We start from the raw sequence: 22,364 nt of genomic DNA on the forward strand, positions 1-22,364 counted from the left end.
CAGGTCGGTTTCGGGCGGTCCCTACCCGTCCGCACCGCACCTGACACCCACCGCACCCAGCTTTAACCGACTCCTGGGACGTCCTCACTCACCGTTGCCGGGTACCGACGTGGGGTGAAGACCAGTGTGCCGGCGGGGCGAGGCACAGTCCGGGTCTGTGACGACCCGACCAGCAGCAGGCACCGCATGTCAACCGTTTGCGGGTCCAGGTTCGCCAGCGTGGTCACGATGATCGTTTCGTTGGGACCGCCGACATCCCGTCCCACAACGACCGGCGTACCGGGTGAGCGGTGCTGGAGCAGCAGGTCGCGCGTTGCCTCCACCTGCCACGTACGAGACTTGGATGCCGGGTTGTAGATCGCGATCGCGAGGTCTGCCTGGGCTGCGGCGGTCAGACGCTCTGCGATCACCTCCCACGGCTTGAGCCGGTCCGACAGGGACAACACGCAGTAGTCGTGTCCCAGCGGTGCCCCGACGCGGCTGGCGACGGCCTGGGCGGCTGTCATGCCAGGCAGCACCCGTACGGCGATGTCGGCGTACTCCGGTTCCGCAGCGGCCTCCGTTACCGCGCTGGCCATTGCGAAGACGCCCGGGTCACCGGACGACACCACGACGACTGTGGAGCCCTTGCGGGCCAGATCGAGCGCGAACGCGGCGCGCTCCGACTCGACGCGGTTGTCCGAGCCGTGCTTGCGCTGCCGCGCCCGGTCCGGCAGGCGGTCGATGTACGTCGTGTAGCCGATCAGGTCGTCCGCACCCGCAATGGCGGCGCGGACCTCCGGCGTCATCCAGTCCGGACCCGCAGGCCCCAGCCCGACCACTGTGACCGACCCGTCGGTGGCTGTCTTCGGCTCAGGTGGCGTGAACGTGTTGTTGATCGGACTCGGGAGCAGGGCGAGCGAGAAGTACGGCACCTCGTCCGGGTCGACGTCGTTGAGCCGCGCCGTCCGTTGCGCGTCGGTCGTCGCACGTTCGACGTACCAGGCCTCGTCTGCGCGCCCGGCGAGCTCGAACGCCTCCCGTACGCCGCTGAACGTGCGCCCGAGCTTCATCACGGCTGCGGCGTCTGTCGAGCGGAGGCGCTCAGCCAGCACGTCCGGCGGCAGCGTGCCGGGTAGGACGGTCAGGACCTCGTCGCGCTCGCACAACGGACGTCCGAGTACGGCGGCCGCGGCGCTGACCGATGTCACGCCCGGAACCACCTCACACGGGTACCGGTCCGCCAGCCGCTTGTGCATGTGCATGTAGGAGCCGTAGAACAGCGGGTCGCCCTCAGCGAGCACTACGACATCGCGTCCCGCGTCCAGGTGCGCAGCGAGCCGCGCGGCGCAGTCGGCGTAGAAGTCGTCCATTGCGCCCTGGTAGCCGCCAGGGTGGTCGGTCGTCTCAGTGGTGAGCGGGTAGACCAGGTGCTCCTCGATCTGGCCCGGTGTCAGGTACGGCGCGGCGACCGAGCGCGCGATGCTCCGCCCGTGCCGCGCACTGTGGAACGCGATCACGTCCGCGGCGCCGATCAGCCGCGCCGCCTTGACCGTCACCAGTTCGGGGTCGCCGGGTCCCAGCCCGACACCCCACAGCCGCCCGCTCACTCCGCCTCACTCGCGATCGCGTTCACAGCGGCCGCGGTGATCGCGCTGCCGCCCCGGCGTCCTCTCACCACGAGGTACTCCAGTCCGAGATCGTTTGCTGCCAGGGCTTCCTTGGACTCCGCTGCGCCGATGAAGCCGACCGGGATGCCCAGCACGGCTGCGGGCCGCGGTGCGCCGGCTGCGATGACCTCCAGCAGCCGGAACAGCGTGGTGGGTGCGTTGCCGATCGCGACGACCGCACCGTCGAGGCGATCGAGCCACAGGTCGACGGCAGCTGCGCTGCGTGTGGTGCCGAGCTCCTGGGCCAGCTCCACGGTTCGCGGGTCCTGCAAGGTGCAGACGACCTCGTTTTCGGCCGGGAGTCGTCGCCGGGTGATGCCGGCCGCGACCATTTGCGCGTCGCACAGGACCGGGGCGCCGTTCTGCAGGGCAGTGCGGGCGCTCTTCACCACGCTGGGAGACCAGGCGAGGTCCTTGACCAGGTCGGTCATGCCGCACGCGTGGATCATCCGGACGGCCACCTGTGCCAAGTCGGCGGGCAGGCCGTCGAGTGCCGCCTCGACCCGGATCGTCGCGAACGACCGCCGGTAGATCTCCGCGCCGTCCCGCTCGTACTCGTAGCTCACACTCGTTTCCCGTCCATCAGATAGCCGTTGCCCACAGCAAGAAAATCGACAAATCGGCCGGCCGGTTTCCCGCACCGCCGCTCGCAGCCCGACCAGTGCACGCGCCGCCCGTCCCTGCGCAGCTCCGGCAGCATCCGGGCGGCGTCCGCGCGGACATCAGCCAGCGCCTTGGCACAGCCGGGCCTTCCGGCGCAGGCGGTGACACCTTCCCACACCGAATCCGGCGTGGTGATCAGCCCGACCTCCGCCAGCCCGACCTCAGCCAGCCCGGTCGTGCTCACTGGCACCACGACAGATCGCCAGGGCGTGATGCGGATGTCGTCGCCGGCTTGGGATAGTGCAGCCGCCTGCTCCGGCGTCAGACTGCCCAGCGGCACGGTCACCACCAGAGCGCTCCCATACCGACCTGCGGTCAGTTGTGTGGCCTTGGTAGGCACGTCCTCCGTTGACTGCAGGCCGAGGCGCTGCAGGATCCGCCCGGCGCCGTCGGGGACCTCAGCGATCCGCCACTCCTGGTCGCGCACGTCCAGGAACGCCTGGGCCACTGCCAGCATCAGCTCCGGCACCTGATCCCACTGCACGCCAACTGCCCGCGTTCCGAGGCTCAGCAACGCAGACTGGTCGTCAAGCGCACGTACGGCGACATCAGCCTTCAGATCGGCCAGATCGCCACGCCCGTCATCCAGCGTGAACAAAAAGCGTCCAGGCAGGTCAGCCAGAGCAGGCCGGTTGCACAGCGCTCTGTCCAGTGCGGTCGCCACGGGCAGTACGTCGTACCGCGACCGCTGGTCCAGACCGGACAGCGGCGATGCCACGATGTTGCGCACCAGCTCGTGCTGGAGGGACGGGAGCAGCCCGGCGGCATACAGCCGGTCGGACAGTTGGCGTGGTCCGTCAGGGCGCAGTCCCCTTAGCTGGACGTTGGCGCGCGATGTCAGCTCCAGGCGACCGTCCCCGAGGTCGGCGGCAGCTCGACGCAGTACGTCGACCTGCTCGGACGTCAGCCGCCCGCCCGGGACCCGTACGCGCGCGAGACCGCCGTCCGCGGCCTGGTGCACCGCCAGCACACCAGGGCACCGATCGCCTTCGCTCCTCGCCACAGCGGTGATGCTACGTGGCCGATTCCTGCTGTGTTCTGCCCCACAGCCGGGACCGGCTGGATGATCTGGCTCGGGATCATCCATTGGCGGACGATCCGCGGCTAACCTCGACGGTATGGCGCACGTTCCCGACCTGAGCGGCTATCTCACGCGTGCGGGGCATGTCCTGGAGACGCAGCTGGCCGCAGCGCTCTCGGGAATCGGCCTGACACCGCGGATGCACCACGTGCTGCGGTGTGCGCTGGAGGCCGAGCGTACGCAGATCCAGCTGGCCGAGCTCGCGTACCTGGACAAGACGACGATGGTCTCCACCGTCGACGCTCTCGAGAAGGCCGGCTATGCGGAGCGGCGGCCGTCCGCGTCGGACCGCCGCGCCCGCATCATCGCCGTGACCGGAGCCGGCGCCCGGATCGCGGCCGAAGGCCAGGAGATCGTCGACCGTGTTCACGCCGAGGCGCTGGACGTGCTGACCGCTGCACAGCGCAGGACCTTCGTCGAGTCGCTCGTCACGCTGGTAGACGGCCCGCTGGCCACGCCGGTCCCTCAGCAACCGGTGCGCCGGCCACGGCAACGCGGTGGGTGACCTACCAGGCCCTGGCTCAGCGCAGGGCGTTCCAGAACGCGCACTGGTGCTCTGCCGTCAGATCGACGCGCTGGATGCCGCCCTGGTCCGTTGGTGCGAGTGACAGACCCTTGACGTGCTGAACGCCGGTAGCGGACCAGCGTGGTCGGTCAGGGCCGTTCGGGTCGCCGGTGCGGGCGAACGCGGTCCAGTAGTCGATCATCTGGTTCGACAGCAGTTGCTGCGTCTCCGACATCGGAAAGTCGTGCCCACCGAGCCGGAACAAGTAGGGCAGCTCCATGGCATGCGCAGCTCCCAGCCCGGGCGCTGCGATCGGCGAGTGCTTGTCAGCGAACTCATACGCGTACACAGGCACCTCGCGGGCCGCCTGCTGGTCCGTCGCGACCTGCGAGCACGACCAGAGCCTGTCCGTTGTCACAGCACCCCACGCCGCCGCCGGAGACTCGTAGCGGTCCTCTGGGTAGTGCCGCAGTACTTCCGGCGCCTTCGCTGCACCGACAATGTTGCGCACCAGCGCTGGATAGTCCTTGATCTCGCCGAACGCGGACAGCCAGGCGTTCGCCTCGTCGTGGTTGTTTCCGGAGATCATCGGCACCCGGTGGAACAGTCCGGCGCGCATTGCTTTCGCCGGGGCGAGCGGTACGACGGGAGTCCCGCCGTACCCGATCTGCGTGAACTGGAGTTGGTCGTCGACGAGGGCGTCGGCCTTCAACGTGCGGAGGCATTCGAGCGTCGTGCAGTCCTTCGCGGCCGCCCACTCCCGGCCGTTCCGTTGTACTCGGCTGACCGGGATCCACGGCGAGTCGGCGGTCTGGCCCGGGTACTGACTGTTGCGGGCCCAGTCGAACGCGCACGACCCGCTCTGCATGATCGCCTTCGCGAACAGGCCCTTGGCAGTCGGCGAGGTCAGCTGCGTGCAGACACTCATCCCGCCGGCGGATTCGCCCGCGATCGTCACGTTGCGCGGATCACCGCCGAACGCGGGGGCGTTGCGCTGCACCCACCGCAGCGCGGCCTGCTGGTCCTGCAGGCCGAACGTACCGGAGCCCGGCAGGCCCGGATACCCGAAGAAGCCGAAGATGCCCAGGCGGTAGTTGACCGTGACAACGACCACGTCGCCGCGGGCGGCGAACTTCGACGCCTCGTAACTGCTGCCGGCGCCGGAGAAGAACCCGCCGCCGTGGATCCACACCACCACCGCGCGCGGCGTGCCGGCCGGCTTCTTCGGCGTGGTGACGTTCAGGTACAGGCAGTCCTCGGACGTCGACCCGTCGGGCACCTCGGCGTTCGCCTGTTGCGCGCAAACGTTGCCCGGCTTCGACTCCCGTACGCCGGACCACGGCCGCACGGGCTGCGGCGCCTTCCACCGCAGCGCGCCGACCGGGGGAGCGGCGTACGGAATTCCGTCGTACACCAACGCATCCCCGACCGCCTTGCTGCCGACCAGCCCCGCGTCGGTCCGCACCACCCCGCCCCGCACCACCCCGCCCCGCTGCACCGCCGCCACCCCTGGCCCGGCGCCCGCCGCGACCAAGCCGGCCGCAACCAGCCCCGCGGCCCCTGCCATACCCATCAGTCTCTGCTTCGTCATGCCGACACCATCGGTCGGCAGACCTGTCGGCCGCGTCGCCCCAGCGGCCATATCGGTTACGACTTTGGTCTAGGGCACGCACCTAGGGCATGCCTGAGGTGCGTCGCCTGAGCAGGTAGGTGTCCATGATCCAGCCCTTGCGGTCGCGGGCTTCGGCGCGGGTCTTCTCGATCTCCGGGGCGACTTCGCGCAGCGGGCCGGAGATGAGCAATTCGTCGGGGGTGCCGAGGTACGCGCCCCAGTAGATCTCCGCGTCCTGGTCGACGTGTTCGGTGAACGCGGTCTGGGCGTCCAGCATCACCACGACGTCGTCCACACCGTCCGGCCACTCCTTCGCCAGGCGGCGGCCGGTGGTGATCTGGATCGGGCGGCCGACCTGGTTCAGGCCGACGCGGTGGCGCGCGGCGAGCGTGGACACGCTGCTGATGCCGGGGATCACCTCGACGGAGAACTCGAGCTCGCCGCGCGCCAGGATGTCGTCGAGGATCGCCAGCGTGCTGTCGTACAGCGACGGATCGCCCCACACGAGGAACGCCCCGACCTCGTCCGCACCGAGCTCGTCGGCGATCAGCTGCGCGCACACGTCGGCGCGGCGCCGCCGCCAGTCGTCCACAGCGTCGACGTACGCCGACGCCGTACGATCGCGCTCCGGGTCCTGGCCGACGACCACGCGGTACTGCTTGCTGGTGGCATACCGCCGCAGGATCTCCGAGCGCAGGTCGACGAGCTCCTGCTTGACCTCACCCTTGTCCAGCACGAAGAACACATCGACCCGGTTCAGTGCCGTCACGGCCTGCACCGTCACCTGTTCTGGATCGCCCGCGCCGACCCCAACCACCAAGATCTCCCGCATGCCCGCAGCGTACGGGAGCCATTGCCGTCGCGCTGACGCGAGGTCAGCGGGTGAATTGCCCGCGGAGCTGGTCGTTGTCACGGAGGACGACGGCGCGCGACGCTACGGTTTTGCCTGGCGCCATTCGCGTTCGAAGGGCAGGCGCCAGGCGCGCGGGGCGATGAGTTGATGGATCGCGTTCGGGCCCCAGGTACCGGGCTGGTACGGCTTGACCGGCGGCGGGTTGTCGAGGAGCGGGGCGGAGCGTTCCCACAGGGACTCGATGCCCTCGGCGGTCGTGAACAGCGTGTGGTCGCCGCGCATGGCGTCCAGGATCAAGCGCTCGTACGCCTCGAGGACGTCGCCCGCGCTCTCGGTCTCCTGCGTCGAGAACTGCATCGACAGCTTCTCCAGCCGCATGCCGGGACCGGGCCGCTTGCCGTAGAAGGACAACGAGACCCGCGACGAGTCGGCCAGGTCGAACGTCAGGTGGTCCGGGCCCTCCGACCCGACCCCGGAGCCGGCCGGGAACATCGTCTTCGGCGCCTCCTTGAAGGCGATCGAGATGATCCGCAGGCCCTCGGCCAGTTTCTTGCCGGTGCGCAGGTAGAACGGCACGCCCGCCCAGCGCCAGTTGTCGATCTCGACCTTGAGCGCGATGAACGTCTCGGTGTCGGAGTCCGGCGCGACGCCGTCCTCGCTGCGGTACCCGGCGTACTGCCCGCGGACGACGCAGTTCGGGTCGATCGGCAGCATCGACCGGAAGACCTTGTTCTTCTCCTCCGAGATCGCCCGCGGCTCCAGGGCCGTCGGCGGCTCCATCGCGACGAACGACATCACCTGCATCAGGTGCGTGACGACCATGTCCTTGAATGCGCCGGTCGGTTCGTAGAAGGTGGCGCGCTGGTCCAGGCCGAGCGACTCCGGGATGTCGATCTGGACGTGGTCGATGAAGTTGCGGCTCCAGATCGGCTCGAACAGACCGTTCGCGAACCGGAACGCGAGGATGTTCAGCGCGGCTTCCTTGCCGAGGAAGTGGTCGATCCGGAAGATCTGCGACTCGTCGAAGGTCTCGTGGACGAAGTTGTTCAGTTCGATCGCGCTGGCCAGATCGTCACCGAACGGCTTCTCCATCACCACCCGGGCGCGCTCGACCAGGTCGGCGTCGCGGAGCATCGCGATCACCGACTGCGCGGCCTTTGGAGGCACCGACAGGTAGTGCAGGCGGCGCGCGTCCGGGCCGAGCAGTTCTTCGGCAGCCTTGACCGCGGACGCCAGCGCCTCCGGCCCGGCGGTGACCGGCACGTACTCGATCCGGTCGGCGAACTGCGCCCACTGCTCGTCGTTCAGCTTGTGGGTGCCGAACGTCTCGACCGCCTGCCGGGCGCGCTCGCGGAACTCGTCGCAGCTGATGTCCTCGGTGGCGGTCCCGATGATCCGCACGTCCGGCGCGAACCGGGACTGTTGCAGGTACGCCAGACCGGGCAGCAGCTTGCGCTTGGCGAGGTCGCCGGTGGCGCCGAACAGCACGATCACGTGCGGCGCGAGCTGCTCCTGGTCGCGCCGCGCCGGTCGCGATCCCGGGGCCGGATAGGCAATGGTCTGAGTACGGTCAGGCATTCAGTCCTCCCGAGGACGCCACCGGTACCAACACTCTTCGCAGTCTAGGTCGCGCCGGTGACAGCCAGGTGTCAGGCCGATTGCCACAGGCCCAGGATGTTGCCCTCCGGGTCCTTGAAGTACGCCGCGTAGCCCATGTCGCCGACCGCCATTTTCTCGCGGACCGGCTCGCCGCCCAGGCTCTCGACCGCCTTCAGCGTTGCGTCGATGTCCGGCACGTCGAGGGTCAGCACCGGCCTGGTCAGGTCCTCGGTGCGCTGGAACATCCCGCCGTTGATGTACCCCGGCTCGGTCGGCCTGCCCTGCTCGTCGACCGGTCCGGTCGTCACCATCGTGTAGCCCATCTCGGGCATCTCGCTCAGGTTCCACCCGAACGCCTCGCGGTAGAACGTCCGCGCCCGCTCCCCGTCCTCGTACGGCACCTCGAAGTGCACGATCCGTCCAGTCATCGTCGTACCCCTCCCGACGAGCTCCTTGACGAGCTCCTGACGAAGTTCCTTGCTGCCGACGCTAGACCTGCGAGGATGGGACGGTGAAGTACCTGCTGATGATCTGTGGGGACGAATCCGCGGCGGCGCATGCGAACGACGGGTGCGGCGGCTGGTCCGAGGAGATGGCGGAGCGCGGCGTCGTGGCCGGCGGTGCCGGGCTGCGGCCGCCGGACGAGGCGACGACGGTACGGGTGCGCGAGGGCGAGCTGCTGCTCACCGACGGGCCGTTCGCCGAGACGAAGGAGCAGATCGGTGGTTTCGTGCTGATCGACTGCGCCGACCTCGACGAGGCGATCGAGATCGCCTCGAAGCACCCTGCGGCCGGGTACGGCACCATCGAGATCAGGCCCGTGCTGGAGCCCCCGGTGTGACGTTCGAACAGATCTACCGGCAGGAGTGGGGCCAGGTGGTCGCCACGCTGATCCGGCTGACCGGTGACTGGGACCTGGCGGAGGAGTGCGCGCAGGAGGCGTTCGCCGCCGCACTGCAGCGCTGGCCGCGAGACGGCGTGCCGGACCGCCCCGGCGCGTGGCTGACGACGACCGCGCGGAACCGTGCGATCGACTGGCTGCGTCGCGAGGCAGTGGGCGCGCGGAAACTCCAGCAGCTCGCCGCCACGCCGCAGGAGCCCGAGGCGCCGTACGACGTACCGGACGACCGGCTGCGGTTGATGTTCACGTGCTGTCATCCTGCGCTGGCCATGGAGGCCCGGGTGGCGCTGACGCTGCGGACGCTGGCCGGTCTGAGTACGGCGGAGATCGCGCGGGCGTTCCTGGTGCCGGAGACCACGATGTCGAAGCGGCTGACCCGGGCGAAGCAGAAGATCCAGCACGCGGGCATCCCGTACCGCGTACCGCCGGCGCACCTGCTGCCGGAGAGGACCCCTGCCGTACTCGCGGTGCTGTACCTGCTGTTCAACGAGGGGTACTCCGATGTCGTCCGGAGCAAACTGACCGGTGAGGCGATCCGCCTGGCCAGGCTGCTCGTCCAGCTCATGCCGGACGAGCCAGAGGCCGGTGGGCTGCTGGCGCTGATGCTGCTGCACGACGCGCGACGCGAGACCCGCCTGACGTCCGACGGTGCGCTGGTCACACTGGACGAACAGGACCGCACCCGCTGGGACCACGCCCAGATCGCCGAAGGCGTCGCAGTGCTGGACAACGCACTTCTCCGCAGCGACCACGGGCCGTACCAGATCCAGGCCGCGATCGCCGCGTGTCACGCCACGGCCCGCACCGCAGCCGACACGGACTGGTCCCGGATCGCGGCCCTCTACGCCCAGCTACCTCAAACACCGGTAGTAGCTCTCAACAGAGCCGTAGCGATCGGTATGGCCGACGGTCCCGCCGTAGGCCTCCACCTGGTCGACGAACTCGCCGACAGCCGACTGAAGGGCTACCACCTGCTCCCGGCCACGCGCGCTGACTTCTTGCGTCGGCTGGAGCGCCGGCCCGAGGCGGTCAAGGCCTACGAGGAGGCCCTCGCCCTGGCGACCACGGACGCCGAGCGCAGATACCTGGAGAAAAGGTTGCGGGAGGTGTCTGTCCGCGCCTGAGTCCTTCGTCGGTGGGGCATGACGGATATCAGAGCTGCTGTGGCAGCTGAGCGAGCAGAGTTGACCGACGTACTCGCCGGGCTGGCCGACGACGACTGGGACAAAGCGACGCTGTGCGCGGGATGGCGGGTGCGTGAGGTGGTCGCGCACATCACGACGCCGTACCGGATCTCGACGCCGAAGGTCGTGCTCGGGATGCTGCGTGCCGGTGGGAGCTTCAACCGGTACGCCGATCGCCAGGCGCGCCGTGATGCTGTGGAGCTGACACCGGCCCAGCTGGTCGATTGTCTGCGCCAGAACATCAGCCACCCGTGGAAGCCGCCGGGCGGCGGCTACGAGGGATCGCTGTCGCACGACGTGATCCACGGACTCGACATCACGGTTGCACTGGGCATCGATCGTCGCGTGCCGCTCGACCGGCTCCGGATCGTCCTCGACGCGGCGGGGCCTCGTCAGCCCAAGTATTTCGGTGTCGACCTCACCGACGTACAGCTGCAGGCCACAGACCTCGACTGGACGTACGGCGCCGGCACACCGGTGACCGGCACCGCTCAGGACCTCCTGCTCGTCCTGAGCGGTCGCCACCTGCCGCCGGATCACCTGTCGGGCGAGCCGGCCACGAGGTTCACTAGAGCGTGCGGTGGCGGAACGCCGTGACCTGACGGGCTCCGGACGGGTGGTAGCGGAACAGGCGGCCGCCGTACCGGAGCCACTCGACCTGTCCGCTCCGGCCGCGGACGAAGTTGGCGCGGACGTGGGTGGGGGAGCCGTCCGGGTTCAGCGCGAGGACGTAGTCCTTGCGGTAGAACGCAAGCCGTAGCAGCGTCTCCCCGCCCACGCCGGCGACCAGCTCGCCGCCATCAGGTGTGACGTCGAGTCCGAGGTCCTCCGGCTTGCCGTCGGGTCCGATCTGCTGGGAGACGTACGTGCCGGCGTACTCGGCCAGCTGACGGCGCGGCAGCTCACGCGGTACGGCGGGCAGGTTGCTGACACCGGCGAACTCCTGCAGCGCCCAGTCGTCCGCAAAGAGCTCCGCGACCAGTGCAGGCCCGCTCTCGGAGTTGGTCAGCAAGGTGATGGCGAAGTCTCGTTCCGGTACGAACAGGAAGCCGGAGTGCTGCCCGTACCAGTCACCTCCGTGCTGCACCACGGTCGGATGCTGAGCCGTCGGACGCAGCATCCAACTGACGCCGACACCGTTCAGCTCGACGAACAGCGTGCCGCCCGGACCGGGGTGCGACTGCATCGCCAGTCGGCCGCGCTCGCTCAGCAGCCGAGGTACCTCCCGGTGGCCGAGGTGGTACCGGGCGTACCGCAGCTGGTCCCGTGCGCTCGAGTACAGGCCGCCGATCGAGTGCAGCGCCCGCGGCATCGCGTCGAACGACGGCTCGACCACCGGTTTCCCGTCGACGTTGTTGTGCGGGTCCGCGATGCTGATCCCGTCCAGTTCGCTGCGGAAGAACCGGCTGTGCCCGAGGCCCAGCGGGTCCAGGACGAGCGCGCGGGTGGCGTCCTCGTACGACCTGCCGGTGACCACCTCGATGATCCGGCCGGCCACGCCGATCGCCGCGTTGTTGTACGAGAACACCTTGCCCAGTGGCGTGAGTTGCGGGATCTCGGCGACACCGGCGACGTACCTCGCGAGCGCGTCGTCCCCCTGCCCGGTGTCCTCGAAGTAGTCGCCCTGCCAGCCGGCGGTGTGGTTCAGCAACTGCCGCACGGTGACCCGCTGCGCGACTGCGGGGTCCTGCGTCGCGAAGTCCGGCAGGTACGCGCGCACCGGCCGGTCCAGGCTGATCCGCCCGCGCTCGACGAGCCGCATGATCGCGGTCGCGGTGAACGTCTTGCTGGTCGATCCGACGCGGAACGCGGTGTCCGCGGTGACCGCGTCACCGGTGTCCACGTTGGTGACGCCGAAGCCGCGGACGTACTCCCGGCCGCGGTACCAGACGCCGAGGCCCACGCCGGGAATCGCGTACTTCGCGAGCCCCGCCTCGACCTTCTCGAACAGCCGGCCGACCACGGCCGGTTCCCGAACCCGGGACGCCGAGGCGGGCAGGGTGGACAATGCGGCCACCGGTACGGCAGTGGCCGCGGACTTGAGCACGGTACGACGGGTGAGCGGCACGTCAACGTCTCCTCGAGCGAGTGGGATTGCTTCCGATGCCGCTATTATTACCACTGTTGGTATCAATGGATACCCTGAAAGAACCCTGATGGAGGGTCGATGGAGGAGTCGCCGACCCCGGTGCTCGACGTCCTGCTGCACCCGGTCCGCTGGCGTATCGTCCAGCGGGTGCTCGGCCGTGAGGTCACCACGACGGACCTGAAACGCGACCTGCCCGACGTCCCCACGACCACGCTGTACCGGCACGTGGCCGCACTGATCGACGCGGGCTACCTGACGGTGGTTCGGGAGCGCAAGATCCGCGGTACGACCGAACGCACCCTCAGCCTGGACCAGACCAAGGTCGGCCGCATCGACGAGCGCGAAGCGCGCGCCATGACGCCGGAGCAGCACCGGCAGGCGTTCCTGATGATGCTGACCAGGCTGGCGGCCGACTTCGATCGCATGGTCGCGAGCGAAGACCTGTCCGCGCGGCTGGACCAGCTGGGCTACTCCCAGCTCGCGCTGTACGTCGAGCGGGACGACCTGGCAACCATCCAGGACGGCTTTGCTCAGCTCGTCGAGCCCTACCTGGCGGAGGCCCCGGGCAAGGATCGGGTAGTACTGTCCGTTTTCGCGCTACCGGACAGCTGAGCGCGTCAAACGCAGGTGTGCGACGTCGAGGTAGCCAGAGGCGAAGCCGGCCTCGCTGTAGGCCAGGTAGTACTCCCATGCCCGTCGGAACGACTCGTCGAAGCCCTCTGCCCGGACGGTCGGCCAGCTGGCGTTGAACTGACGCCGCCAGCGCCGCAGCGTCTCCGCGTAGTCCTGGCCGAACCGGTAGTCGTCGTCGACCACCAGGCCGGTGTGACGCGCCACTGTGTCGTCGATCGCGGTCCGGGACGGGATCAGTCCGCCCGGGAAGATGTACTTCTGGATCCAGCCGTAGGAGTTCCGGGTGACGAGCATCCGGTCGTGTTCCATCAGAATCGCTTGTAGCGCGATCCTTCCGCCCGGCGCCAGCAGCCGGTTCAACGTGCTGAAGTAGTCCGGCCAGTACTCCTCGCCGACTGCCTCGATCATCTCCACGCTGACCACGGCGTCGTACTCGCCGGTCACCGCGCGGTAGTCCTGTAGCCGCAGCTCGACCCGCTCGGTCAGTCCGGCCTCGGCCACTCGCTTCTGGGCCAGCTGGAGCTGCTCGGTCGACAGTGTGATGCCGGTGACGAAGGCGCCACGCCGTGCCGCGGCGATCGCCAGCGTGCCCCAGCCCGTCCCGATCTCCAGCACGCGGCTACCAGCGCCGACGTCGGCCAAGTCGAGGATGCGCTCGACCTTGCGGTTCTGGGCGATTTCGAGGTCCTGGCCGGCCGGCGGTACGTCGCGGTCGAACAGCGCGGAGCTGTACGTCATCCCGGGATCCAGGAACGCCGCGAACATCGCGTTGCTCAGGTCGTAGTGCGCGCTGATGTTGTCGCGCGCACCGTCCGGCGTGTTGCGCTGGTTCCGCGGTACCCGCCGATCGACCAGCCGCCGGAATCGTTGCAGCGCAGGGGGTACTAGGTGCGCGACGTGTGCCGCGAACGGTGTCAGCAGGGCGCCCAGGTCGGTGCCGTCGCCGGCGGCCCAGTCACCGGCCATGTAGGCCTCGCCGATGCCGATCTTCGGGTTGTGCGCGAGTCGCTCGAACAGCGAGTCCGGGCGGACGATCCGCAGTACCGGTGCGTCCGGTCCACCGCCGCCACGGACCGTACCGTCCGGGTAGATCGCCCGTACCGGCGTCCGGTCGAGCATCTGGTCGACGATCAGCCGGGCGGCCCGCGCGCGGACACACAGCGGCCGCAGAGCGGGGTGTCGCAGGCAGAGTGGTTGTGCGACGGTCAGTGTGCTCATCGAAGTCCCTCCTGGACCTGGTGCTGGGGTCGTGGCATCACGGGAAGCCGGCGTCCCCACAGCCAGACCCCGTGCAGTCGAATAAGGGCAGACACCCGCTGCGACATCAGCGGCATCCGTAGCGCAGCGGTGAGGACCGCACGCCGGCTGGCCGGTCTCGGTACGCCGTCGAAGCTCGCGCCGAAGACAGTGCGGCCGCCGCGCGCCAGGCTGACCTGCACCCGCACGTGGTCGCTGTCCAGGTGGAACTGCAACTCGTAGCGGCCCGAAACGTCGTTGAACGGTGAGACGTAGAACTGCTTGGCGGTCTCGGCAGTGCCGTTCGCATCTGGTGTGAGCAGGTAGACGTGCCGTTCGCCGTAGGTGTTGTGCACTTCCGCGACGACGTACGGGCTGTCCAGGCACCAGTACACGGTCAGTGGGTCGAAGACGTGACCTAGTACCCGCGCGTTGGTGAGCATCAGCACGCGGCCGTCGTACTCGACACCTTGACTGGCGAGGTAGCGCTGCAGGTCTGCCTTGAGTGTCGGGCCGCGTCCGGCGAGGTGGTCGCGCGCGTCGAAGCGGGCGAGCGGACGCAGGTACCACGGCAGCCGGGGTACGTCGTCCAGGTCGATCAGCCACTGGTAGACGCGGTAGCGGAACGAATGCCGCGTCGGCATGGACCGCCCGTGCCGGACGAAGCCGGTAACGATCGCCGGTCGTGTGGGGAGCGACTCGGCGACCGTCACCAGCGGACCCCGAAGGACTCGGCGGCCGCGACGCCGGAGCGGCAGCCGTCCTCATGGAAGCCCCAGCCGTGGTACGCCCCGGCGAACGCGATCCGGTCGGTGTTGAGGCCGGCCAGCTTGCTCTGGGCGGCGACTGCCTGCGGGGTGTAGATGGGGTGTCGGTAGTCCATCCGCGCGATCACCCGCTCCGGGTCGACCGCGTCGGCACCGTTCAGCGTGACCAGGTAGGTCTCGTCGGTGTCCAGACCTTGCAGCTTGTTCATCCAGTACGTCGTGAGCGGCGCACCGGACCGCACCACGTAGTTCCACGACGCGCGGGCGCTCTTCGTTGCCGGCAGCAATGACGAGTCGGTGTGCAGCACGGTCGCGTTGTGGCTGTACTCGAACGGACCGAGCACCGTCTTCTCCGCAGGCGATGCGTCCGCGAGCAGGTCCAGGGCCTGATCGGCGTGCGTGGCCAGCACGACCCGGTCGAACTCCATCGTGTTGCCGTCCGCAACAGTGACGGTCACGCCGTCCGGGTGCCGTCGCACCGAGCGCACAGGTACGCCGCTCCGCACCGAGCCGATGTGCGCGGCGACGGCGTCGACGTACTGCCGGGAGCCGCCCGTGACGGTCAGCCACTGCGGTGAGCCGCCCAGGGCGAGCATGCCGTGGTGGTCGAGGAAGCGGAACAGGTACCTCGCCGGGTACGCCAGCGCGGACGTGCCACCGCAGGACCACACGCACGCCACGACCGGGACGGCATACAGCCGGGTGAAGTCCGCGCTGAAGCGTTCGGCCCTCAGGAACTCGCCGAGCGTCGTGAGGTCGTCGTCACCGGTGCGTGCGACGTACGCCGCCGCGCGCCGGTGAAAGCGCCGCACCTCGGCCAGCAGCCGCAGGAACCGCGGATCGGCGAGCCGGCGCGGCTGGGCGAACACGCCGCCGACACCGCGACCGCCGGCGAATTCCAGACCGCTGGCCGGGTCGCTGATGCTCATGCTCATCTCGGTCGGTTGCGTCTGCACGGCGAGCTCGGTGAAGAGCTTGCGCAGCAGCGGATAGGTGCGCGTGTTGTGCACGATGAAGCCGGTGTCGATCGCCAGCGGGCGTCCGGCCGGATCGGTGACGTCCTGGGTGTGCGCGTGCCCGCCGAGGCGGCCTTCCGCCTCGAACAGCGTCACGTTGTACTGCCGGTCGAGCAGGTAGGCAGCCGTCAGGCCGGATACGCCGGCGCCGATCACAGCTACGGATTCGGTCATGGTGTTGCCTCCTGCTTGTCTAAGGTCTGTCTAAAGATTAGGCAGAGTGCTCCCCTCTTGTCAAAGGTATGTACAGAGTCTGTATAGTGTTCGCCATGGAGAGTTCGATGCCGGGTGGTCTGCGAATCGGCGCGCTGAGCAAGCGCGCCGGCGTCAGCGAGCACGTTCTGCGCGCCTGGGAGACGCGGTACGGCCTGCTGTCGCCGACGCGGTCGCAGGGCGGCTTCCGGCTGTACTCCGATGCCGACGTGCGGCGCGTGCAGCGCATGCAGTCGTACCTGTCGGAAGGCCTGTCTGCTGCTGAAGCGGCACGTGCGGTCCTGGCAGAGCCGCAGACTGCCCCGCCGGCACCTGACCCCCTCGTCGCCCGGCTGGCCGAGGCGGGCGGTCCGACGAACCTGCGCGCTGCGCTGGATGCTCTGGACGAGCGTGCTGCGCATGCGGTGCTGGATCAGCTGTTCGGTGCGTTGTCTGTGGAGGCGGTCATCCGTGACGTGCTGATGCCCTACCTGCACGAGCTGGGCGACCGCTGGGAGAGCGGTGAGGTATCGGTCGGCCAGGAGCACTTCGCCAGCAACCTCATCAGGTCCCGCCTCGCCGCGCTGGCGACAGGCTGGGGCGCCGGACGCGGACCGCGCGCCCTGCTCGCGTGTCCGCCCGGTGAGCTGCACGACATCGCCCTGATGTCTTTTGGCCTCGTACTGCGCCGCTCCGGCTGGCGGGTCGTTTACCTCGGTGCCGACTCCCCGATGGCCGACGTCGAACGCACAGCTGCCACGGTGGACCCGGGCCTGGTCGTGCTGTCGGCTACCGACCGCGCGCGCTTCGATGCCATCCGCCCAGACCTCGTCCGGCTCGGACAGGCCCGGTCGGTCGCCCTGGCCGGTGCAGGTGCCTCTCCGGAGCTCGCCGCCGCGGTGGGAGCCCAGTACGTCGAACTGGACCCTGTGAGTGCCGCCGAGCGATTGGCGGACCGGTGACACGCGTTCTTGTCACCGGAGCCACCGGCTACATCGGCGGCCGGCTGGTACCGGAGCTGCTCGCCGCCGGGTACGACGTCCGCGTCCTGGCGCGGCACCCGGAGCGACTCGACACGCGTCCCTGGCGATCACAGGTCGACGTGGTGGCCGGCGACGCGTCCGACCCGACTGCGTTGACCCGCGCACTGGACTGCGTCGACGTCGCGTACTACCTGATCCACGCGATGGGCTCCGGGCGGCGCTTCGAGCTGCGCGACCGGCGTACCGCGCTGGCCTTCGGCACCGCTTCCCGGGAGTCAGGCGTCAGCCGGATCGTGTACCTGGGTGGACTGCACCCGGACGACGAGGACCTGTCGCCGCACCTCGGCTCCCGGCGTGAGGTCGGCGAGATCCTGCTGGCCAGCGGCGTACCGACCACCGTGCTGCGTGCCGCCGTCATCATCGGCTCCGGCTCGGCGTCCTTCGAGATGCTGCGGTATCTGACCGAGCGGCTGCCGGTCATGGTCACGCCGCGCTGGCTGGACACGCGGATCCAGCCGATCGCGGTCCGCGACGTACTGCGCTACCTGGTCGGCTCCGCCCAGATGCCCGCCGACGTGAACCGTGGCTTCGACATCGGTGGACCGGACGTCCTCACGTACCGCGAGATGATGCAGCGCTACGCAGGGGTCGCCGGTCTGCGGCCCCGGCGGATCGTGACCATCCCGCTGCTGACACCCGGACTGTCGAGTCACTGGGTCGGCCTGGTCACGCCGGTGCCGAGCGGCATCGCGCGGCCGCTGGTCGACAGCCTGGTGCACGAGGTGGTCTGCAAGGAACACGACATCGACCAATACGTTCCGCCGCGGCCGGAAGGCGGCATCGGCTTCGAGCGCGCCGTACAGCTCGCGCTGAAGAAGGTGCAGGACCTGGACGTCACCACGTCCTGGGCGTCCGCGCTGACACCTGGCGCACCGAGCGATCCGCTGCCCAGCGATCCGCAGTGGTCAGGTGGCTCGCTGTATGTCGACGAACGCTCCGAAGCCGTCGATGCGCCACCGGAGCGGCTGTGGCAGGTCATCGAGGGCATCGGCGGCGACCGCGGCTGGTACTCGTGGCGACTCGGCTGGTGGACCCGCGGCCTGCTGGACCGGGTCGTCGGTGGACCTGGTCTCCGCCGTGGCCGGCTGCACCCGGACAAGCTGTCGGTCGGCGACCCACTCGACTGGTGGCGGGTGGAGGCGCTGGAGCCCGGCCGGCTGCTGCGGCTGCGCGCGGAGATGCGGCTGCCCGGGGAGGCGTGGCTCGAGCTGCACGTCGGCACTGACGACCGCGGTCGGACGCTGTTCCGCCAACGTGCCCTCTTCCATCCCCGTGGTCTGCCGGGGGAGCTGTATTGGGCGGCCATCCGGCCGTTCCACGACGTCGTCTTCGGCGGCATGCAACGCAACATCGCCCACGCCGCCGAACAACCCGCCCCACAGCCTTTGCACCGACCTGCTCGACCTGCTCGACAACCGGAGGACAGATCATGATCGTCATCGAACGCGAAGTCACCGTGACCGCCGACCGCGGCCGGGTCTTCGACTACCTGTCCGACTTCCGCAGCACCGAGGAGTGGGACCCGGGCACAGTCCGCACCACGCTGGTCTCGGGCGACGGCGGCGTCGGTACGACGTACCACAACACGTCCCGCTTCAACGGGCGGGAGACGGAGCTGACCTATGTGGTCCAGGAGCACGAGCAGCCGGAGCGGATCATGCTGCGCGGCGAGAACCGGACGATCGTTGCCCACGACACCATGACGTTGCACAGCGAGTCGCACCACACACGGGTGACCTACCGCGCCGAGTTCGAGCTCAAAGGCCTCGCCCGGCTCGCCGGACCGTTTCTGCGCAAGTCGTTCGACCGGCTCGGCGACGAAGCCGAGGAAGGCTTACGCAACGCGCTCGGACGGCTGGCCGCATGAGCCGCGCGCTGGACACGGTTCTGGACCGGACCGTCGTCCCTGGGTACACCAAGCTCGGGTATCGCTTGCGGAGCAGGTCGTGGCCCGCTGACGACCCACGACCGAACGCGCTGGCCGGCCAGACCGCGGTGGTCACCGGCGCCCGCGGCGGCCTCGGCAAAGCGACCGCCGCGGGGCTGGCTGGTCTAGGCGCTGTTGTTCGCCTCGTGGTGCGTGATGCGGCCAAAGCGGCCGATGCCGTCGCTGACCTGCGGGCCGAGGTGCCAGACGCGACTTTCGTGGTGGACGAATGCGACGTCTCCGACCTGGATTCCGTACGCCGCTACGCCGCCACCCTCACCGGCCGCATCGACGTACTGGTGCACAACGCCGGAGTCATGCCGCCCGAACGCAAGGAGTCGCCCCAGGGCCACGAGCTGACTCTCGCGACCCACGTGCTCGGCCCGCTCCTCCTCACCGAGCTGCTCCGTCCGCGGCTCACCGGTGGCCGTGTCGTCCTGGTCGCGTCTGGTGGCATGTACACGCAGCAGCTGCCTGTGGACGACCCCGAGTACCGCAACGGCACGTACCGCGGCGCAACGGCGTACGCGCGCAGCAAACGCATCCAGGTCGCGCTGACTCCGCTCCTGGCCGCTGACCTGGCTCCTACCTTCGTAGGCACCATGCACCCCGGCTGGTCGCAGACACCCGGGCTGACCGACTCACTGCCGTTCTTCACCAGCCTCACCCGGCCGCTGCTCCGCACTGCAGCCCAAGGGGCCGACACTACGGTCTGGCTGGCCGCGACCGATCACACCTTGCCCACCGGCAAGTTCTGGCACGACCGCCAGACCCGCCCGGCCCACTACGTGCGTCACACCGAGCACTCCGAGGCCGACGTGCGCCGCTGCTGGGACTACTGCCGCGCTGCGGCCGGCATCAGCTGACCTGCATCACCGGCCGGCGTCAGGCGGCCTGCGTGAGCGGGCGACGGCGCAGGCGGGCGTTCTCGATCGCCGGGGGAGTGGCGGCGTAGTTGTCCGCCGGGTCGAGCTCGGTACCCGGTGGGACGATCTCGTCGATCCGGTCCAACACATCGTCGGACAGTACGACGTCGGCGGCGGACAGCAGGCTGTCCAGATGCTCCTGCGTCCGTGGTCCGATGAGCACCGCCGTCACCGCCGCATGCCGCCGTACGAACGCGGTCGCCAGGTGCGGCAGCGTCATACCCGCCTCGGCCGCCAGGGCTGCCAGCTTGTCCGCTGCCGCGGCCTTGGCCTGACCGGTCGGGGTCGACGGGTCGTAGCTGGACGGGCGGATCGACGCCCGGTGGCTCGCGGTGTGGTTGCGGCGGCCGGAGAGCCAGCCGCCGTTCAGCGGGCCGAACGTCAGCACGCCCAGGTTGTACCGCTGCGTGACCGGGAAGACCGATGCCTCCGCCCGGCGGGTGAAGATCGAGTACATGCACTGCTCGGTGAGGAATCGGTGCGTGGTGCGGCGCTCGGCCGCCCACTGTGCCTCGACGATCGTCTCCGCCGGGAACATCGACGCGCCGAACGCCCGGATCTTGCCGGCCTGCACCAGATCCGACAGCGCGGACAGGGTCTCGCTCTGATCGGTGTCGTGGTCGGGCCGATGCAGCTGGTACAGGTCGAGATGGTCGGTGCCGAGCCGGCGCAGGCTGTTCTCGACCGACTGCATGATCCAGCGGCGGGAGGCGCCGCTCTGGTTCGGGTCCGTGCCCATCGGCAAGCCGAACTTCGTCGCCAGCACCACGTCGTCGCGCCGGGTGCTCGCCGAGTCGTGGATGGTGGTTGTCGCCGGCAGCCGATTCTCACGACTCGGCGTCCGGCGGTGCTGAAGAGGGTGAGCCGCGAGCGTCATCGAGGCGATTCGGATGGCGCGTGGGAGTGCGAGGGCTGCTCGTCGCGGCGTTCACGAAGGTACGGCGAGGTGGCGCAGGGGCCGGCCGACTTCCACAACCGGCCCCGGCCTGACAGCACTACGGCGTACTGCGGCGGCGGGACCGAATGATTCTCTGACGGGGCGCCCTCGTGCGACCACATGCCACCGGTACATGCATCGGGGGTCCGGGGGCGGAGCCCCGCCGGGCGGGGTTTGGGAGTCGCACCCCAGAAAGCACGATGGGCGATCCAAGTCGACGGTTCGTCGACACAGATCGCCCAGATCGTCTGCGCCCCCGGCAGGATTCGAACCTGCGCACCCGCCTCCGGAGGGCGGTGCTCTATCCCCTGAGCTACGGGGGCTCAGGAACGTGCAGAACAGTAGCAGGAACCCGGCCCAAATCCCGAATTGACCCCGCCGTTCGGCTGGAACAGGAACCACCCGCCAGCTCGTGGGGGGCTCGAACAGGCAATTTCGTGTTCAACGCCCCCGCAGCCTGTTCAAGCCCCCGGAAGCTGTTCGCGGTCCCGTCACCCGTACGACGTCCCACAGTCCCGGAGTCCCACAGTCCCTGGAGTCCCACAGTCCCGGAGTTCGCTGACCGGGGTTGGTGGGTGGCTGGGGCGGTGCTGCGGAGTGACCGCGTGGGGCTCAGGGGGTGTGGGTCGGGGTTTGTGGTGCGACCGGGGGCGTACGGGTTGGCCCTGAGTGGACCCTGGATCGTCCGTGGCGTGGGATCAGATGACGGATGGGCACCGTCATAGTGGACGTAAGCCTGACAGCGGAAAGGAAACGGTTCTTATGGCCAGCTCTCTGGTTCGCCCGGTACACGGTCGGTGGATCGGCGGTGTCTGCGCCGGACTGGCTCGCCGGTTCGGTATCTCGGCCAACACGATGCGGCTGATCTTCGTGATCAGCTGCCTGTTGCCCGGGCCACAGTTCCTGATCTACGTCGTGCTCTGATTCCTGATGCCGTCGGAAGACTGAGCAACACCCCGGCACCCGGCCCTGGCGGTGCACCTGGCAATCTGGCGGGCATGAGAGCAGGCAGGTGGCGCCCGGCGGCCGGGGCGGTGGCTGCGCTCCTGGTCACCACAGTCTTCAGCGGCTGCCAGGTCGCCCCAGCAGCCCCGGCGGACGCCGTACTGCGGACCAGCGCCCCGCCATGGGACGCTCCCCGCGACGCCGTGTCGTACATCGACAAGGCCGGCTTCGAGCGGCTCCCACTCGACTTCTCCGGCCCGGCGCCGTACACGCTCACCATCGGCGTCGAGGTCGACGGCAAACCGGTCCAGGTCCCAGCTGGTATCGGTGTCGACAAGCTGCGCGCCGTGCAGGCGCCCGTCCACACCCACACCACCGACGGCCAGGTCTGGGTGGAGGCGAAGACGGCCGAGGAGAAACCGACGCTGGCTCAGTTCTTCACCCTCTGGGGTCTGCGGTACGACGCCAACTGCCTCGCCGACGCCTGTGGACAACTGAGGGTCACCGTCGACGGCAAACCGGCGCCCTGGAACACCCCACTGCTGCGCAACAGCTCCGTCACAGTCAGTGCCCAGAGCTGATCCCGTACCGGGCTGTGGATGCTGA

General features: G+C 69.2%; 23 protein-coding genes and 1 tRNA gene. 11 read left to right on the forward strand and 13 right to left on the reverse strand.

Annotated elements, in window-relative coordinates; translation table 11 throughout:
- Positions 1-62: 62 nt before the first annotated feature.
- The 3 genes from AB0B82_RS00090 to AB0B82_RS00100 are packed head-to-tail and all read right to left on the reverse strand — an operon-like array spanning position 63 to position 3,315.
- Complete coding sequence (locus AB0B82_RS00090) at positions 63-1,589, reverse strand: precorrin-2 C(20)-methyltransferase (protein WP_360160695.1); 1,527 nt, start codon at positions 1,587-1,589, stop codon at positions 63-65.
- Positions 1,586-2,215, reverse strand: a complete 630-nt coding sequence (locus AB0B82_RS00095; protein WP_360160697.1) for a precorrin-8X methylmutase — start codon at positions 2,213-2,215, stop codon at positions 1,586-1,588. Before AB0B82_RS00095 ends, AB0B82_RS00090 begins: the two co-directional genes overlap by 4 nt.
- Positions 2,212-3,315, reverse strand: a complete 1,104-nt coding sequence (locus AB0B82_RS00100) for a precorrin-3B synthase (protein WP_360160699.1) — start codon at positions 3,313-3,315, stop codon at positions 2,212-2,214. Before AB0B82_RS00100 ends, AB0B82_RS00095 begins: the two co-directional genes overlap by 4 nt.
- A gap of 115 nt (positions 3,316-3,430) precedes the next feature.
- Between AB0B82_RS00100 and AB0B82_RS00105 the strand changes: the two genes are divergently transcribed.
- Entirely contained in the window at positions 3,431-3,898 is a 468-nt protein-coding gene (locus AB0B82_RS00105; protein WP_360160701.1) for a MarR family transcriptional regulator, read from the forward strand.
- A gap of 16 nt (positions 3,899-3,914) precedes the next feature.
- On the opposite strand, the gene AB0B82_RS00110 is transcribed toward AB0B82_RS00105, so the two are convergent.
- The 4 genes from AB0B82_RS00110 to AB0B82_RS00125 form a co-directional block, all read right to left on the reverse strand.
- Entirely contained in the window at positions 3,915-5,489 is a 1,575-nt protein-coding gene (locus AB0B82_RS00110) for a carboxylesterase family protein (RefSeq protein WP_360160703.1), read from the reverse strand.
- An 82-nt stretch (positions 5,490-5,571) separates the two neighbouring features.
- Positions 5,572-6,342, reverse strand: a complete 771-nt coding sequence (gene cobF, locus AB0B82_RS00115; RefSeq protein ID WP_360160704.1) for a precorrin-6A synthase (deacetylating) — start codon at positions 6,340-6,342, stop codon at positions 5,572-5,574.
- A gap of 102 nt (positions 6,343-6,444) precedes the next feature.
- Positions 6,445-7,941, reverse strand: a complete 1,497-nt coding sequence (zwf, locus tag AB0B82_RS00120) for a glucose-6-phosphate dehydrogenase (protein ID WP_360160706.1) — start codon at positions 7,939-7,941, stop codon at positions 6,445-6,447.
- Between the two features lie 71 nt (positions 7,942-8,012).
- Positions 8,013-8,390, reverse strand: coding sequence for a VOC family protein (locus AB0B82_RS00125; protein ID WP_360160708.1), 378 nt, complete (start codon positions 8,388-8,390; stop codon positions 8,013-8,015).
- Positions 8,391-8,473: 83 nt separating this feature from the next.
- On the opposite strand from AB0B82_RS00125, the gene AB0B82_RS00130 reads away from it, so the two are divergent.
- The 3 genes from AB0B82_RS00130 to AB0B82_RS00140 are packed head-to-tail and all read left to right on the forward strand — an operon-like array spanning position 8,474 to position 10,644.
- On the forward strand, positions 8,474-8,803 hold the full coding sequence (locus tag AB0B82_RS00130) for a YciI family protein (RefSeq protein WP_360160710.1): 330 nt from the start codon (positions 8,474-8,476) through the stop codon (positions 8,801-8,803).
- Positions 8,800-9,987 (forward strand): RNA polymerase sigma factor, encoded by a 1,188-nt coding sequence (locus tag AB0B82_RS00135; protein WP_360160712.1) that lies wholly within the window; start codon positions 8,800-8,802, stop codon positions 9,985-9,987. Before AB0B82_RS00130 ends, AB0B82_RS00135 begins: the two co-directional genes overlap by 4 nt.
- An 18-nt stretch (positions 9,988-10,005) precedes the next feature.
- The gene (locus AB0B82_RS00140) at positions 10,006-10,644 is read left to right on the forward strand and encodes a maleylpyruvate isomerase family mycothiol-dependent enzyme (RefSeq protein WP_360160714.1); all 639 of its coding nucleotides are present in this window, start codon (positions 10,006-10,008) and stop codon (positions 10,642-10,644) included.
- Here AB0B82_RS00140 and AB0B82_RS00145 read toward each other — a convergent pair.
- The gene (locus tag AB0B82_RS00145; RefSeq protein ID WP_360160716.1) at positions 10,616-12,115 is read right to left on the reverse strand and encodes a serine hydrolase domain-containing protein; all 1,500 of its coding nucleotides are present in this window, start codon (positions 12,113-12,115) and stop codon (positions 10,616-10,618) included. The two genes, AB0B82_RS00140 and AB0B82_RS00145, sit on opposite strands and share 29 nt — an antisense overlap.
- Before the next feature lie 99 nt (positions 12,116-12,214).
- On the opposite strand from AB0B82_RS00145, the gene AB0B82_RS00150 reads away from it, so the two are divergent.
- The gene (locus AB0B82_RS00150; protein ID WP_360160718.1) at positions 12,215-12,748 is read left to right on the forward strand and encodes a helix-turn-helix domain-containing protein; all 534 of its coding nucleotides are present in this window, start codon (positions 12,215-12,217) and stop codon (positions 12,746-12,748) included.
- Here AB0B82_RS00150 and AB0B82_RS00155 read toward each other — a convergent pair.
- The 3 genes from AB0B82_RS00155 to AB0B82_RS00165 are packed head-to-tail and all read right to left on the reverse strand — an operon-like array spanning position 12,734 to position 15,962.
- Complete coding sequence (locus AB0B82_RS00155; RefSeq protein ID WP_360160720.1) at positions 12,734-13,987, reverse strand: cyclopropane-fatty-acyl-phospholipid synthase family protein; 1,254 nt, start codon at positions 13,985-13,987, stop codon at positions 12,734-12,736. The genes AB0B82_RS00150 and AB0B82_RS00155 overlap by 15 nt on opposite strands.
- Complete coding sequence (locus tag AB0B82_RS00160; protein ID WP_360160722.1) at positions 13,984-14,718, reverse strand: DUF1365 domain-containing protein; 735 nt, start codon at positions 14,716-14,718, stop codon at positions 13,984-13,986. The genes AB0B82_RS00155 and AB0B82_RS00160 overlap by 4 nt, the downstream gene beginning before the upstream one ends.
- Positions 14,715-15,962 carry an FAD-dependent oxidoreductase gene (locus tag AB0B82_RS00165; protein ID WP_360160724.1) on the reverse strand — a complete coding sequence of 416 codons (1,248 nt, stop codon included), beginning with the start codon at positions 15,960-15,962 and terminating at the stop codon, positions 14,715-14,717. Before AB0B82_RS00165 ends, AB0B82_RS00160 begins: the two co-directional genes overlap by 4 nt.
- A 95-nt stretch (positions 15,963-16,057) precedes the next feature.
- Here AB0B82_RS00165 and AB0B82_RS00170 point away from each other — a divergent pair, with 95 nt between their 5' ends.
- From AB0B82_RS00170 to AB0B82_RS00185, 4 genes are read left to right on the forward strand one after another with little or no spacing between them, the layout of a single operon-like run.
- Positions 16,058-16,942: a B12-binding domain-containing protein gene (locus AB0B82_RS00170; protein ID WP_360160726.1), complete on the forward strand. Its 885-nt coding sequence runs from the start codon at positions 16,058-16,060 to the stop codon at positions 16,940-16,942.
- Positions 16,939-18,456 (forward strand): SDR family oxidoreductase, encoded by a 1,518-nt coding sequence (locus tag AB0B82_RS00175; protein ID WP_360160728.1) that lies wholly within the window; start codon positions 16,939-16,941, stop codon positions 18,454-18,456. The genes AB0B82_RS00170 and AB0B82_RS00175 overlap by 4 nt, the downstream gene beginning before the upstream one ends.
- Complete coding sequence (locus AB0B82_RS00180) at positions 18,453-18,890, forward strand: SRPBCC family protein (RefSeq protein ID WP_360160730.1); 438 nt, start codon at positions 18,453-18,455, stop codon at positions 18,888-18,890. The genes AB0B82_RS00175 and AB0B82_RS00180 overlap by 4 nt, the downstream gene beginning before the upstream one ends.
- Entirely contained in the window at positions 18,887-19,816 is a 930-nt protein-coding gene (locus AB0B82_RS00185) for an SDR family NAD(P)-dependent oxidoreductase (RefSeq protein WP_360160732.1), read from the forward strand. The genes AB0B82_RS00180 and AB0B82_RS00185 overlap by 4 nt, the downstream gene beginning before the upstream one ends.
- 19 nt (positions 19,817-19,835) lie before the next feature.
- Here AB0B82_RS00185 and AB0B82_RS00190 read toward each other — a convergent pair whose 3' ends face one another.
- Together AB0B82_RS00190 and AB0B82_RS00195 are read right to left on the reverse strand one after the other, a co-directional pair.
- On the reverse strand, positions 19,836-20,753 hold the full coding sequence (locus AB0B82_RS00190; RefSeq protein ID WP_360160734.1) for an aldo/keto reductase: 918 nt from the start codon (positions 20,751-20,753) through the stop codon (positions 19,836-19,838).
- A gap of 311 nt (positions 20,754-21,064) precedes the next feature.
- A tRNA-Arg gene (locus tag AB0B82_RS00195) sits at positions 21,065-21,136 on the reverse strand.
- 439 nt (positions 21,137-21,575) lie between these two features.
- Here AB0B82_RS00195 and AB0B82_RS00200 point away from each other — a divergent pair.
- The gene (locus AB0B82_RS00200) at positions 21,576-21,737 is read left to right on the forward strand and encodes a PspC domain-containing protein (protein WP_360160736.1); all 162 of its coding nucleotides are present in this window, start codon (positions 21,576-21,578) and stop codon (positions 21,735-21,737) included.
- Positions 21,738-21,811: 74 nt separating this feature from the next.
- Positions 21,812-22,339, forward strand: coding sequence for a hypothetical protein (locus AB0B82_RS00205; RefSeq protein WP_360160738.1), 528 nt, complete (start codon positions 21,812-21,814; stop codon positions 22,337-22,339).
- Positions 22,340-22,364 lie beyond the last annotated feature (25 nt).

This window comes from Kribbella sp. NPDC048915, assembly GCF_040649595.1.
GTDB lineage: Bacteria > Actinomycetota > Actinomycetes > Propionibacteriales > Kribbellaceae > Kribbella.